This is a genomic window from Acidovorax sp. JG5, assembly GCF_017939685.1.
Taxonomy (GTDB): Bacteria; Pseudomonadota; Gammaproteobacteria; order Burkholderiales; family Burkholderiaceae_C; genus Acidovorax.
This window is the reverse complement of record NZ_JAGKSE010000013.1, coordinates 50,215-64,065: the sequence shown is the minus strand read 5'-3', so window position 1 is coordinate 64,065 and position 13,851 is coordinate 50,215. Positions and strand designations below refer to the sequence as shown.

General features: G+C 63.5%; 11 protein-coding genes. All 11 read left to right on the top strand.

Features of this window, described 5'->3' with window-relative positions:
- The first annotated feature begins 8 nt into the window (after positions 1–8).
- The 11 genes from rseP to carB all read left to right on the top strand — a co-directional run bounded on the left by rseP (position 9) and on the right by carB (position 13,789).
- A complete protein-coding gene (gene rseP, locus J8G26_RS13615) occupies positions 9–1,373 on the top strand; it encodes an RIP metalloprotease RseP (protein ID WP_210569551.1) in 1,365 nt (454 codons plus the stop codon).
- Between the two features lie 45 nt (positions 1,374–1,418).
- Positions 1,419–3,716, top strand: coding sequence for an outer membrane protein assembly factor BamA (gene bamA, locus J8G26_RS13610; protein ID WP_210569549.1), 2,298 nt, complete (start codon positions 1,419–1,421; stop codon positions 3,714–3,716).
- Complete coding sequence (locus tag J8G26_RS13605) at positions 3,716–4,234, top strand: OmpH family outer membrane protein (RefSeq protein WP_210569547.1); 519 nt, start codon at positions 3,716–3,718, stop codon at positions 4,232–4,234. The genes bamA and J8G26_RS13605 overlap by 1 nt, the downstream gene beginning before the upstream one ends.
- A gap of 24 nt (positions 4,235–4,258) precedes the next feature.
- Complete coding sequence (gene lpxD / locus J8G26_RS13600; RefSeq protein ID WP_210569545.1) at positions 4,259–5,239, top strand: UDP-3-O-(3-hydroxymyristoyl)glucosamine N-acyltransferase; 981 nt, start codon at positions 4,259–4,261, stop codon at positions 5,237–5,239.
- Between the two features lie 16 nt (positions 5,240–5,255).
- Positions 5,256–5,696 (top strand): 3-hydroxyacyl-ACP dehydratase FabZ, encoded by a 441-nt coding sequence (gene fabZ / locus J8G26_RS13595; RefSeq protein WP_210569543.1) that lies wholly within the window; start codon positions 5,256–5,258, stop codon positions 5,694–5,696.
- A gap of 17 nt (positions 5,697–5,713) precedes the next feature.
- On the top strand, positions 5,714–6,502 hold the full coding sequence (gene lpxA / locus J8G26_RS13590; protein ID WP_210569539.1) for an acyl-ACP--UDP-N-acetylglucosamine O-acyltransferase: 789 nt from the start codon (positions 5,714–5,716) through the stop codon (positions 6,500–6,502).
- 10 nt (positions 6,503–6,512) lie between these two features.
- On the top strand, positions 6,513–7,670 hold the full coding sequence (gene lpxB, locus J8G26_RS13585) for a lipid-A-disaccharide synthase (RefSeq protein ID WP_210569537.1): 1,158 nt from the start codon (positions 6,513–6,515) through the stop codon (positions 7,668–7,670).
- Positions 7,642–8,259, top strand: coding sequence for a ribonuclease HII (rnhB, locus tag J8G26_RS13580; protein WP_210569535.1), 618 nt, complete (start codon positions 7,642–7,644; stop codon positions 8,257–8,259). Before lpxB ends, rnhB begins: the two co-directional genes overlap by 29 nt.
- 46 nt (positions 8,260–8,305) lie before the next feature.
- Positions 8,306–9,079: an RNA methyltransferase gene (locus J8G26_RS13575; protein ID WP_210569533.1), complete on the top strand. Its 774-nt coding sequence runs from the start codon at positions 8,306–8,308 to the stop codon at positions 9,077–9,079.
- Between the two features lie 256 nt (positions 9,080–9,335).
- Entirely contained in the window at positions 9,336–10,523 is a 1,188-nt protein-coding gene (carA, locus tag J8G26_RS13570) for a glutamine-hydrolyzing carbamoyl-phosphate synthase small subunit (RefSeq protein WP_210569531.1), read from the top strand.
- Positions 10,523–13,789 (top strand): carbamoyl-phosphate synthase large subunit, encoded by a 3,267-nt coding sequence (gene carB / locus J8G26_RS13565; RefSeq protein ID WP_210569529.1) that lies wholly within the window; start codon positions 10,523–10,525, stop codon positions 13,787–13,789. Before carA ends, carB begins: the two co-directional genes overlap by 1 nt.
- Positions 13,790–13,851: the final 62 nt, after the last annotated feature.

Sequence of the window (13,851 nt, the reverse complement as noted above, 5' to 3'; positions counted from 1 at the left end):
GCCTTTGCATGCTGCTGACCCTTGTTGCTTTCGTTGTTGCCCTGGGCGTGCTGATCGCTGTGCACGAATACGGGCATTACCGGGTGGCGGTGGCGTGTGGTGTCAAGGTGCTGCGGTTTTCGGTGGGTTTTGGCAAGCCGCTGCTGCGCTGGCAACCCAAGGGCTCATCCACCGAGTTTGTGCTCAGTGCCTTCCCGTTGGGCGGCTATGTGCGCATGCTCGATGAGCGCGAGGCGCCGGTGCCCGAGGCCGAGCGTCACCTTGCGTTCAATACCCAGCCCTTGCGTTCGCGCGCGGCCATCGTGGCAGCGGGCCCCATTGCCAACCTGCTGCTGGCCATGTTGCTGTATTCGGTGGTGAACTGGATCGGTGTCCAGGAACCCAAGGCGCTGCTGGCCAGCCCCGTGGCGGGCTCGGTGGCGCAGGTGGCCGGATTGCGCGGTGGTGAGCTGGTGCACAGTGCGGCCCTCGGTTCGGACGAACTGGAGCCAGTGCGTTCTTTTGAAGACTTGCGCTGGTTGTTGACCCGCGGCGCCCTCGAAGGCCAAAGGGTCCGGTTGGAGGTCGAACCCACACCCGGCGGCGCGCACCGTGAGGTGTCGCTCGACATGGCGCAGATCGACACACGCGAGGCCGATGCGCAGCTCTTTCGCAAAGTGGGGCTTCTGGGGCCCTGGACACGTCCGGTGCTGGGTGAAATCATGGCCGATGGCGCCGCGCAGCGCGCGGGGCTGCGCCAGGGCGATGTCGTGCTGAAAATAGGTGCCGTGGATGTGGTGGATGGCCAGCAGTTGCGTGAGCTGATTCGCCAGTCCGTTCGCGCCGATGCGGCCGTGGTGCAGGCCTGGCGCATCGAGCGCGGCAGTCAGCAACTGACCGTGGACGTGATGCCCGACGTCCACAAGGAACAAAGCGCCAGTGTGGGCCGCATCGGTGCCTATGTAGGCGCGCCGCCTGAGTTTGTGATCGTTCAGCACGGCCCGTTGGAGGGCTTGTGGAACGGCGTTGTGCGCACCTGGGACGTGTCCGTCCTGACACTGCGCATGATGGGCCGCATGGTGGTGGGCCAGGCCTCCCTGAAAAATCTGAGTGGCCCCTTGACGATTGCCGACTACGCGGGCCGCTCGGCCAGCATGGGCTTCACGCAGTACCTGGTGTTTCTGGCACTCATCAGCGTGAGCCTGGGCGTGCTGAACCTGCTTCCCTTGCCGGTCCTCGATGGCGGGCACCTGATGTATTATCTTTGGGAGGGTGTGACCGGCAGGAAGGTGTCGGATGCATGGATGGAACACCTGCAGCGCGGTGGCGTTGCGGTTCTTCTTCTCATGATGTCCATTGCCCTGTTCAACGATATCACCCGGCTCTTTGGCTAACCTTTTTGCCGCATTTCCCTGCGTCATGCGGCTCCCGCTTCATTCATGAAAAAACACATCAATCGCCTGGGCGTGCGTACCGCATCGGCTGTTGCAGCCATGGTTTTGGTCGCCAATGCGGCATGGGCCCTGGAGCCGTTCAAGGTGCAGGATATTCGGGTGGAGGGTCTGCAGCGCGTAGAGCCCGGTACCATTTTCGCTTCCATGCCGCTGCGGGTGGGCGATGACTACAACGACGAAAAGGGCGCCGCCGCCATTCGGGCCCTGTTTGGCCTGGGGCTTTTCAAGGACGTGCGGCTGGAGGCCACTGGCAACGTGCTGGTGGTGGTGGTGGAAGAGCGCCCCACCATTGCCGACGTTGAGTTCGCGGGCACCAAGGAGTTCGACAAGGAAGCGCTCAAAAAGAGCATGCGCGACGTGGGGCTGACCGAAGGTCGCCCCTACGACAAGGCATTGGCCGATCGGGCAGAGCAGGAACTCAAGCGCCAGTACATCAACAAAAGCTTGTACGGCGCCGAGGTGGTGACCACCGTGACGCCCATCGAGCGTAACCGTGTCAACCTCACCTTCACTGTGGTGGAAGGCGAGCCGGCTCGCATCAAGGAAGTGCGCATTGTCGGCAACAAGGCGTTCAGCGAGTCCACGCTCAAGGGGCTGTTCGATCAGGACACTGGCGGCTGGCTGAGCTGGTACACCAAATCGGACCGCTATGCCCGCGCCAAGCTCAATGCCGATCTGGAAACGCTGCGTTCCTACTATCTTCAGCGCGGCTACCTTGAGTTTCGTGTGGACTCCACCCAGGTGGCCATCTCGCCCGACAAGCAGGACATCTCCATTGTGGTCAATGTGACTGAAGGCGAGCGTTTCGTGGTGTCGGGGGTCAAGCTCGAAGGCAATTACCTCGATCGCGAAGACGAGTTCAAATCGCTGGTCACCATTCGTCCTGGCGAGCCCTACAACGCCGATCAGGTCACCGAAACCACCAAGGCTTTTTCCGAATATTTTGGGCGCTTCGGGTTTGCATTCGCGCGTGTCGAGGCGGTACCGGAGATTGATCGTGAAAACAACCGTGTGGCGCTGGTGCTGCAGGCCGAGCCGGCCCGCAGGGTCTATGTGCGGCGCATCAATGTGAGCGGCAACAACCGCACCCGTGATGAAGTCGTGCGCCGCGAATTCCGGCAGTTCGAGGCCTCGTGGTACGACGGCGAAAAGATCCGTCTGTCTCGCGATCGCGTGGACCGGCTGGGCTACTTCACCGAGGTGGGGATTGAAACCCAGGAAGTGCCTGGATCGCCCGACCAGGTTGACCTGGTGATCAATGTGGCCGAAAAGCCCACCGGTTCCCTGCAACTCGGTGCCGGTTTTTCCAGCGCTGAAAAGGTGTCACTGTCGTTTGCCATCAAACAGGAAAACGTTTTCGGCTCCGGCAACTACCTGGGGGTGGATGTCAATACCAGCAAATACCGGCGGACTTTGGTGTTGAGCACCACCGACCCGTATTTCACCCAGGACGGCATCTCGCGCACCCTGGACGCTTATTACCGAACCGACAAGCCCTATGACGAGCAGGGCGGCAATTATCAGTTGGTCACCACGGGAGCCTCGGTGCGCTTTGGGGTGCCCTTCAGCGAAACCGATACTGTTTTCTTTGGCGGTGGTATCGAGCAGACCAAGATCAAGGCGGGCACCAACATGCCGGCCGCTTACCTGGCCTACGCCGACACCTACGGCAGTTCCAGTAACTCCGTTCCCCTGACCATTGGCTGGTCACGCGATGACCGCGACAGTGCGCTGGCACCGAATTCCGGTCGCTACCAGCGGCTCAATTCCGAATGGTCGGTGGCCGGCGACGCGCGCTACCTGCGGGCGAATTACCAATACCAGCAATATGTGCCGCTGAACAAGCGGTTCACGCTGGCCTTCAATGGCGAACTGGGCTATGGCAAGGGCTTGAACGGTCGGCCGTTTCCCGTGTTCAAGAACTTCTACTCCGGTGGCCTGGGTTCGGTGCGTGGTTTTGACCAGGGCACTCTCGGCCCGCGCGATGTCACGGGCGCATCCTTGGGCGGGCCCAGGAAAGTCACTCTCAATGCCGAATTGATGGCACCCTTTCCAGGCGCAGGCAATGACCGCACGCTGCGCATTTTCACTTTCGTCGATGTGGGTAATGTGTATGGCGAAAATGACAAGGTCAGTTTCAGCGATATGCGCGCATCTGCGGGCGTGGGCCTGAGCTGGATTTCCCCCCTGGGTCCGCTGCGTCTAGCCTATGCACAACCGGTGCGCAAGTTCGCCGGCGATAGAATCCAGAAACTTCAATTCCAGATTGGTACGTCCTTCTAATGAAATCACTTTCCCGCCATTTCAACCTGGCCCTGCTGCTGGGCTCGCTGGCCATGGCTGCCCCTGCACTGCAGGCACAAGAATTCAAGGCCGGTTTTGTCAACACCGACCGCATCTTCCGCGAAGCCACCACTGCCAAGGCGGCCCAGGCCAAGCTGGAGCAGGAGTTTTCCCGTCGCGAGAAGGAGCTCATCGACATGGGCAACACCCTGAAGACGGCGACCGAGAAATTTGAGCGTGAGGCCCCCACCATGGCCGAAAGCCAGCGCACTACGCGCCAGCGCCAGCTGGTGGACCAGGACCGAGAATTCCAGCGCAAGCGTCGTGAGTTCCAGGAAGATCTGAACGCCCGCAAGAACGAAGAACTCGCCCAAGTTCTGGAGCGTGCTAACAAGGTGGTCAAGCAGGTTGCCGAAGCCGAAAAGTACGACGTGATCCTGCAGGAAGCCGTCTACATCAACCCCAAGCACGACATCACTGACCGGGTGATCAAGGCGCTGAATGGTGCCGGCAAATAAGCCGCTGCGCAGGGCAGGTGGCGCGTGAGCTTGCTCCTTGGAGCCATTGTTGACGCGCTGGGTGGTTCGCTGGAAGGGGGGCTGCGGGACACCGCAATCCTGCGTATTGCGCCGCTCGAAACCGCCGGCCCAGGCGACATCAGTTTCCTGAGCCACCCGCGTTACCAGCAACAACTGGCCGCCTCCCGGGCGGCCTGTGTCATTGTGGCGCCCGCCATGCGTGAGCCCGCGCTGGCGCGCGGCGCATGCATTGTGGCGGACAACCCCTATGTCTATTTCGCCCGGGTGACGCAGCTTTGGCGGCAGCACCATGGCGCAGCCGTGCAACCCGGTGTGCACCCCAGCGCCGTGGTGGATGCGGCGGCGGTGGTGCACCCCAGTGCCTCGGTGGGGCCGCTTTGCGTTGTCGAGCGCGGTGCGCACATTGGCGCAGGCACGGTGCTCAAGTCGCGCGTGACGGTGGGGGAAAACTGCCATATCGGCGCGCGCTGCATCGTGCATACCGGTGTGGTGATCGGTGCCGACGGTTTTGGCTTTGCGCCGCAGGGCGGCGAATGGGTCAAGATCGAGCAGCTGGGCGCGGTGCGCATTGGCGACGATGTGGAAATTGGTGCCAACACCTGCATTGATCGCGGTGCGCTGCAGGACACCGTCATTGAAGACGGCGTGAAGCTCGACAACCTGATCCAGATCGGTCACAACGTGCATATCGGCAAACACTCGGCCATGGCCGGGTGCGTGGGCGTGGCCGGCAGTGCCACCATTGGCGCGCACTGCACCGTGGGTGGAGGCGCCATCGTGCTGGGCCACCTGGAGCTGGCCGACAACGTGCACATCTCTGCAGCCACGGTGGTCACGCGCTCGCTCACCAAGCCGGGCCAGTACACAGGCATGTTCCCTATCGACGACAATGCGCGCTGGGAAAAAAACGCTGCCACACTCAAACAACTGTACAGCTTGCGAGAGCGCATCAAGGCGCTGGAGCAGGCTCTCAAGGCAGCATGAACGGAAGAACAACTCGATGATGGATATCCACGCAATTCTCAAGCAACTGCCCCACCGCTACCCGTTTCTGTTGGTGGACAAGGTGATCGAGCTTGAGAGCAACACCCGCATCAAGGCGATCAAGAACGTGACGTTTAACGAGCCTTATTTCATGGGGCACTTTCCCGGTCACCCCGTCATGCCGGGTGTGCTGATCCTGGAAGCGCTGGCCCAGGCGGCGGGTCTGCTGGCGTTCGATGCCATGGGCAAGGTGCCTGATGCAAACAACATTTACTATTTTGTCGGCATCGACGGTGCGCGCTTCAAGCGCCCGGTGGAGCCGGGCGACCAGTTGATCCTGGACATCGCCATCGACCGGGTGCGTGGCGGCATCTGGAAGTTCAAGGCCGTGGCGCGTGTGGGCGAGGAAGTGGCCTGCGAGGCCGAACTCATGTGCACGATGCGCAACGTTGGCTGAGTGCGCCTTTGCCAGCCGTGAGCAACATCCATCCCACTGCCATCGTCGATCCGCGCGCTCAAATCGACGCAACGGCCAGCATCGGGCCTTACAGCGTGATCGGTGCCCATGTGGTCATCGGGGCGGGCACCACGGTGGGCGCGCACTGCGTGATCGACGGGCGCACTACGCTGGGCCGTGACAACCAAATCTTCCAATTCAACTCCATCGGCGCGATCCCCCAGGACAAAAAGTATGCGGGCGAGCCCACCGAGCTGGTGATTGGCGACCGCAATACCATCCGCGAGTTCTGCACCCTGAACCTCGGGGTGCCCCAGGCCGGCGGAATCACCACGGTGGGTGATGACAACTGGATCATGGCCTACACCCACATCGCCCACGATTGCCATGTGGGCAACCACACCACGCTGGCCAACAACACCACGCTGGCCGGTCATGTGCACCTGGGTGACTGGGTGACGGTGGGCGGGCTCACCGGCATCCACCAGTTCGTGAAGATCGGGGCGCATGCAATGGTGGGTTTTGCCAGTGCCGTGGCGCAAGACGTGCCCCCCTTCATGCTGGTCGATGGCAACCCGCTGGCCGTGCGCGGCTACAACGTGGTGGGTCTGCGCCGCCGCGGCTTTTCGCCCGAGCGCGTGGGCGCCGTCAAGCAGATGCACAAGCTGCTCTATCGCCAGGGCCTCACCCTGGAGGCCGCGCGTGCGGCCATCGCAGACCTGGTGCAGTCGGTGCCCGATGCAGGTGGCGACGTGGCGATGATGGAGCAGTTCCTGGCCGACGCCACGCGCGGCATCGCGCGCTGAGGGGCTGGTGATGAACGCATCCCCCCGCGTTGCCATGGTGGCAGGCGAAACATCGGGCGACCTGCTGGCGGGGCTGCTGCTCGACGGCCTGCAGGCACAGTGGCCCGGGTTGCAGGCGCTGGGCATTGGCGGGCCGCAGATGGCGCGCCGGGGCTTCACGGCCTGGTGGCCCAGCGAGCGGCTCGCGGTGCATGGCTACAGCATGGAGGTGCTGCGCCGGTTGCGCGACATCCTGGGCATTCGCAAGCAGTTGCGCGCGCGCTTGCTGCAAGACCGGCCCGATGTGTTCATTGGCGTGGATGCGCCCGATTTCAACCTGGGCCTCGAAGCCGATCTGCGCGCTGCCGGCGTCAAGACCGTGCATTTTGTGTGCCCGTCGATCTGGGCCTGGCGTGCCGATCGGGTCGAAAAAATCCGCCGCAGTGCAGACCATGTGCTGTGCATCTTTCCATTCGAGCCTGCCTTGCTGGCGCAGCATGGAATTGCCGCAACGTATGTCGGACACCCGCTGGCGAATGTCATTCCCATGGTGCCCGACCGCCATGGCGCCAGGGCGCAGCTGGGGTTGCACGAAAACGACGAGGTGCTGGCCATCCTGCCGGGTAGCCGGTCCGCCGAGGTGGATTACATTGCTTTGCCGTTCTTTCAGGCTGCAGCGCTTATTCTTAAAGCGCGACCAGCTATTAAATTAATAGTGCCGGCGGTGCCCGCCCTGCGCAAACGCATCGAGCAGCTGGCCCATGCCAGCGGCTTGGGCGGTGCACTGCACATCGTCACCGGCCAGTCCCACGCCGTGCTGGCCGCTTGCGATGTCACGCTGATCGCCAGCGGCACCGCCACGCTGGAGGCCGCGCTGTTCAAGCGTCCCATGGTGATTGGCTACCGCATGCATTCCGTGAGCTGGTGGCTCATGCGGCGCAAGCAGCTGCAGCCTTGGGTGGGCCTGCCTAACATCCTGTGCCGCGACTTTGTCGTGCCCGAACTGATCCAGGACGCCGCGACGCCCCGGGCGCTTGCTGCGGCCACGCTGCAGTGGCTCGACGCTCGCGCGCACCAGAGTGAAAAAATCACCGCGCTCGAGCAGCGCTTCACCGCGCTGCACCAAAGCCTGCAGCGCGACACCCCCCGACTGGCTGCCGATGCGATCCAGAAAATCCTTGCCGCCTGAACAGGCCAGCCTGCCCTGGCATTCCCCCGGCCTGGTGGCGGGGGTGGACGAGGCCGGTCGGGGCCCGCTGGCGGGGCCCGTGGTGGCCGCTGCGGTCATTCTCGATGACCTGCATCCCATTGCCGGACTGGCCGACTCCAAGAAGCTCACGTCCGCGCGGCGCGAGGCCCTGTTTGACGAAATCCGCGCCAAGGCGCTGTGCTGCAGCATTGCCGAGGCCAGCGTCGAGGAGATCGACCGCCTCAACATCCTGCAGGCCACGCTGCTGACCATGCGCCGCGCCGTGCTGGGTCTGCGGCTCAAGCCCAGGATGGTGCTGGTGGATGGCAACCGGCTGCCCACGCTGGACATGCCCGCCGAGGCCATTGTCAAAGGCGACGCGCTGGTGCCCGCCATCTCGGCCGCGTCCATTCTGGCCAAGGTGCACCGTGACCGCTGGTGCGTGCAGGTCGACGAGCAGTTCCCGCAATACGGCTTTGCCGGCCACAAGGGCTACGGCACGGCCGTGCACATGGCCGCCTTGCGCGAGCACGGTGCCTGCATCCACCACCGGCGCAGCTTTGCGCCCGTGGCCAAAGTACTTGGCTGATTGGCCTGGCACCCGTCGCCCCTTCTTTGCCCGCCCGGGACATCGCATGACCACCGCTCCCCTGACCGTCATCCACTCGCGTGACAACGCCTTTGTCAAAGACCTGCGCAGGCTGGCGCAGGACAGCACGGCCTACCGCAAGCAGGGCCGTGTCTGGCTGGAGGGCGATCACCTGTGCAGCGCTGCGCTGCAGCGGGGCGTGCGGCCCGCCATCGCCGTATTTGCAGAGTCTTTTTGGCCTCAAGCGCCCGCTCAGTATGCACAAGCAGCTATTAAAGTAGTAGTGATTGCTGACACCTTGTTTGCCGACATCAGCGGCCTGGAATCGCCGGCGCCCATGGGGTTTGTGGTGGATGCCGCCGCGCCGAGGGGTCTGCAGGCCGGCGTGGCCACGGTGGTGCTAGACCGGGTGCAGGATGCGGGCAACGTGGGTTCCATCCTGCGCAGCGCATCGGCGTTTGGCTTTCGGCAGGTGGCGGCGCTCAAGGGCAGTGCGGCGCTGTGGGCGCCCAAGGTGCTGCGCGCGGGCATGGGCGCGCATTTTGCGCTGGACCTGGTGGAAGGGCTTGCGCTCGATGATTTGCAGGGGCTGGCTGTGCCGCTGCTGGTCACCAGCTCGCACACCGGTAGTTTTTTGCACCGCGCCGCCTTGCCGTGGCCATGCGCCTGGGTGCTGGGCCATGAAGGGCAGGGCGTGTCGCCCGCGCTGGAGGCGCAGGCCGACCAGCGCATCCGCATTGCGCAGCCGGGCGGAGAGGAGTCGCTGAACGTGGCCGCCGCCGCTGCCATCTGCCTGCATGCCAGCGGCGCCATGCGCTGAAATGTGAGTGGTCTGGGCGGGGTGGTTTTTTGAAAGTGCAGCACTTTGCGTGGCGTGCTGCCGACCCCTGCGTCGATGCTGCCCGGTGGCATGAGGGCATTCGGGGCAGGGTGTCGCCGGGTATAATCAGGGGCTTTTCTCGCAACAGCGTCGCCCGATCGCACCCAAAGCAACAACCCATCTGAGAGCAGCCGCCGGCATTCGTTGCGCGAGCGGCCTGCAGGCGCCGGGCGACCGTAACCATCCGGAGAATCCAGTGCTTTTGTCTCTACAGGGAAACTTGCCCTCCGCCATCCTGGCGCTCGCAGACGGCACGGTCTTTATCGGCAATTCGATTGGTGCTTCATCGGCAGAGGTGGGCACCACCTTCGGCGAAGTGGTGTTCAACACCGCCATCACCGGCTACCAGGAAATCCTCACCGACCCCAGCTATTGCCAGCAGATCGTGACCCTCACGTATCCGCACATCGGCAATTACGGCGTCAACACCGAGGATATCGAAGCTGACAAGGTCCATGCCGCAGGCCTCATCATCAAGGACCTGCCCTTGCTGGCCAGCAATTTCCGATCGACCGAAACGCTGTCGCAGTACCTCGTGCGCCAGAAGACGGTGGCCATTGCCAACATCGACACCCGCAAGCTCACCCGCCTGCTGCGCAGCAAGGGCGCGCAAAACGGTGCCATCGTCGGCCTGGCGGCCGGTGAGGCCGTGACGCAGGCGCGCATCGACGCCGCGCTGGCCGCAGCCAAAGCCGCGCCCAGCATGAAGGGCCTGGACCTGGCCAAGGTCGTGACCACGCCCACCGCTTACCCCTGGAGCCAGACCGAGTGGAAGCTGGGCTCGGGCTACGGCACGCAGACCGCTCCGCGCTTTCATGTGGTGGCCTACGACTACGGTGTGAAGCTGAACATCCTGCGCATGCTGGCCGAGCGCGGTTGCAAGCTGACGGTGGTGCCCGCACAGGCGCCGGCCGCCGAAGTGCTGGCGATGAACCCCGACGGCGTGTTTCTGTCCAACGGCCCTGGTGATCCTGCGGCCTGCGACTACGCCATCACGGCGGTGCGCCAGATCATCGACAGCGGCGTTCCCACCTTCGGCATCTGCCTGGGCCACCAGATCATGGCCCTGGCCAGCGGCGCCAAAACCTTCAAGATGGACAACAGCCACCACGGCGCCAACCATCCGGTGAAAGACCTGGACACGGGCCGCGTCAGCATCACCAGCCAGAACCACGGCTTTGCGGTGGAGATGGAGTCGCTGCCCGCCAACCTGCGTCCCACGCACATCAGCCTGTTCGATGGCACGCTGCAGGGCCTGGTGCGCACCGACAAGCCGGCGTTCTGCTTCCAGGGCCACCCCGAAGCATCGCCCGGCCCGCACGATATTGCCTACCTGTTTGACCGCTTCACGGCATTGATGGCCACGGCCCAGGAGAAAAAATAATGCCAAAGCGCACCGACATCAAAAGCGTCCTCATCATCGGCGCCGGCCCCATCATCATTGGCCAGGCCTGCGAGTTCGACTACTCCGGCGTACAGGCCTGCAAGGCCTTGCGCGAAGAGGGCTACAAGGTCATCCTGATCAACAGCAACCCTGCCACGATCATGACCGACCCGGCCACCGCCGACGTCACCTACATCGAGCCCATCACCTGGCAGACGGTCGAGAAGATCATCGCCAAGGAGCGCCCCGACGCCATCCTGCCCACCATGGGCGGCCAGACCGCGCTGAATTGCGCGCTGGACCTGTGGCACAACGGCGTGCTCGACAAGTACAAGGTTGAGCTCATCGGTGCCACGCCCGAAGCCATCGACAAGGCCGAAGACCGCCTGAAGTTCAAGGACGCCATGACCAAGATTGGTCTGGGTTCGGCCCGCTCGGGCATTGCCCACAGCATGGACGAGGCCTGGGCGGTGCAAAAGAGCGTGGGCTTCCCCACGGTGATCCGCCCCAGCTTCACGCTGGGCGGCACGGGCGGCGGCATTGCCTACAACCCCGAAGAGTTCGAAACCATCTGCAAGCGCGGCCTGGAAGCCTCGCCCACCAATGAGCTGCTGATTGAAGAGTCGCTGCTCGGCTGGAAAGAGTACGAGATGGAAGTGGTGCGGGACAAGGCGGACAACTGCATCATCATCTGCTCCATTGAGAACCTCGACCCCATGGGCGTGCACACCGGCGACTCGATCACGGTGGCCCCCGCGCAGACGCTGACCGACAAGGAATACCAGATCATGCGCAACGCCAGCCTGGCGGTGCTGCGCGAGATCGGCGTGGACACCGGCGGCTCCAACGTGCAGTTCTCGGTGAACCCGAAGGACGGCCGCATGATCGTCATCGAGATGAACCCGCGTGTGTCGCGGTCTTCGGCTCTCGCCTCCAAGGCCACGGGTTTCCCGATTGCCAAGGTGGCGGCCAAGCTGGCCGTGGGCTATACGCTCGACGAGCTCAAGAACGAAATCACGGGCGGCGCCACGCCCGCATCGTTCGAGCCCTCGATCGACTACGTGGTCACCAAGATCCCGCGTTTTGCGTTCGAAAAATTCCCCACGGCCGACAGCCGCCTGACCACGCAGATGAAGTCGGTGGGCGAAGTGATGGCCATGGGTCGCACTTTCCAGGAATCCTTCCAAAAAGCCTTGCGTGGCCTGGAAGTGGGCGTGGATGGCATGAACGAAAAGACCCAGGACCGCGAAGTTCTCGAAAAGGAACTGGGCGAGCCCGGCCCCGAGCGCATCTGGTACGTGGGCGATGCGTTTGCCATGGGCTTGTCGGTCGATGAGGTGTTCGAGCTGACCAAGATCGACAAGTGGTTCCTGGTGCAGATCGAGCAGATCGTGAAGATCGAGCTGGAGCTCGACCAGTTGGTGGTGGACAAGGGCGATGCCGCCCTGGCCGCACTCGATGCCGCCACGCTGCACTCGCTCAAGCAAAAGGGTTTTTCCGACCGCCGCCTGGCCAAACTGCTCAAGACCACGGAAAAGGCCGTGCGCGAAGCGCGCCGTGCGCTCAATGTGCGCCCCGTGTACAAGCGCGTGGACACCTGCGCGGCCGAGTTCGCTACCGACACCGCCTACCTGTATTCGACCTACGAGGTCGCGCCCTACGGCGGCGTTGCGGAATGCGAAGCCGAGCCGACCAACGCCAAGAAGATCATGGTGCTGGGCGGTGGCCCCAACCGCATCGGCCAGGGCATCGAGTTCGACTATTGCTGCGTGCACGCAGCCCTTGCCATGCGCGAGGATGGTTATGAAACCATCATGGTCAACTGCAACCCCGAGACAGTGTCCACTGACTACGACACCTCGGACCGCCTGTATTTCGAGCCCGTCACGCTCGAAGACGTGCTGGAAATCGTCGACAAGGAAAAGCCGGTCGGCGTGATCGTGCAATACGGCGGCCAGACGCCGCTGAAGCTGGCGCTCGACCTGGAAGCCGCAGGCGTGCCCATCATCGGCACCAGCCCCGACATGATCGATGCCGCTGAAGACCGCGAGCGCTTCCAGGCGCTGCTGCACAAGCTGCAATTGCGCCAGCCGCCCAACGCCACGGCGCGCACCGAAGCCGAGGCCCTGGAAAAGGCCGCAGCCCTGGGCTACCCGCTGGTGGTGCGCCCGAGCTACGTGCTGGGTGGCCGCGCCATGGAAATCGTGCACGAGCAGCGCGACCTGGAGCGCTACATGCGCGAAGCCGTGAAGGTGAGCCACGACTCACCCGTGCTGCTCGACCGCTTCCTCTCCAACGCCATCGAGTGCGATGTGGATTGCGTGCGCGACTCGACCGGCGTGACCTTCATTGGTGGCGTGATGGAGCACATCGAGCAAGCCGGCGTGCACAGCGGCGACTCGGCTTGTTCGCTGCCGCCGTACTACCTGTCCAAGGCCACGGTCGATGAAATCAAGCGCCAGACGGCGGCCATGGCCGAAGGCCTGAACGTGGTCGGCCTGATGAACGTGCAATTCGCCATCCAGGAGGCCGATGGCAAGGACATCATCTATGTGCTCGAAGTGAACCCGCGCGCCTCGCGCACGGTGCCTTTCGTCAGCAAGGCCACCGGCATCCAGCTGGCCAAGGTGGCGGCACGCTGCATGGCCGGCCAGACGCTGGCTTCGCAAGGCATCACCAAGGAGGTCACGCCGCAGTACTTCAGCGTGAAGGAGGCCGTGTTCCCGTTCGTCAAGTTCCCGGGCGTGGATACCATCCTTGGCCCCGAGATGAAATCCACCGGTGAAGTCATGGGCGTGGGCAAGACCTTTGGCGAGGCCTTCGTGAAGAGCCAGATGGGTGCGGGCACCAAGCTGCCCACCTCGGGCAAGGTGTTTCTTACCGTGAAGAACAGCGACAAGGCACGCGCCGTGGCGATCGCACGCGATCTGGTGGCCATGGGTTTTGAACTCGTGGCGACCAAGGGCACGGCGGCTGCCATTGCCGAGGCTGGTGTGCCCGTCGCAGTGGTCAACAAGGTGACCGAGGGCCGCCCGCACATCGTGGACATGATCAAGAACAACGAGATCGCCATGGTTATCAACACGGTGGAAGAGCGCCGCAACGCCATCGCCGACTCGCGGGCCATCCGCACCTCGTCGCTGCTGGCACGGGTCACCACGTTCACCACCATCTTTGGTGCCGAAGCGGCCGTCGAAGGCATGAAGCACCTCGACAACCTGGATGTGTATTCGGTGCAGGAACTGCACGCCCAGCTGGTGGCCTGAGCCCCCGGCAAACGCGGCATAATCTGCCGCTGACCAGACACCGCCGCGCGGCAACGTGCGGC

Excerpts from the sequence above, each read along its gene's own strand:
- carB (WP_210569529.1), top strand. The coding sequence starts at position 10,523 with ATGCCAAAGCGCACCGACATCAAAAGCGTCCTCATCATCGGCGCCGGC.
- rnhB (WP_210569535.1), top strand. The coding sequence starts at position 7,642 with ATGCGATCCAGAAAATCCTTGCCGCCTGAACAGGCCAGCCTGCCCTGG.
- lpxB (WP_210569537.1), top strand. The coding sequence starts at position 6,513 with ATGAACGCATCCCCCCGCGTTGCCATGGTGGCAGGCGAAACATCGGGC.
- J8G26_RS13605 (WP_210569547.1), top strand. The coding sequence starts at position 3,716 with ATGAAATCACTTTCCCGCCATTTCAACCTGGCCCTGCTGCTGGGCTCG.
- bamA (WP_210569549.1), top strand. The coding sequence starts at position 1,419 with ATGAAAAAACACATCAATCGCCTGGGCGTGCGTACCGCATCGGCTGTT.
- J8G26_RS13575 (WP_210569533.1), top strand. The coding sequence starts at position 8,306 with ATGACCACCGCTCCCCTGACCGTCATCCACTCGCGTGACAACGCCTTT.
- fabZ (WP_210569543.1), top strand. The coding sequence starts at position 5,256 with ATGATGGATATCCACGCAATTCTCAAGCAACTGCCCCACCGCTACCCG.
- rseP (WP_210569551.1), top strand. The coding sequence starts at position 9 with ATGCTGCTGACCCTTGTTGCTTTCGTTGTTGCCCTGGGCGTGCTGATC.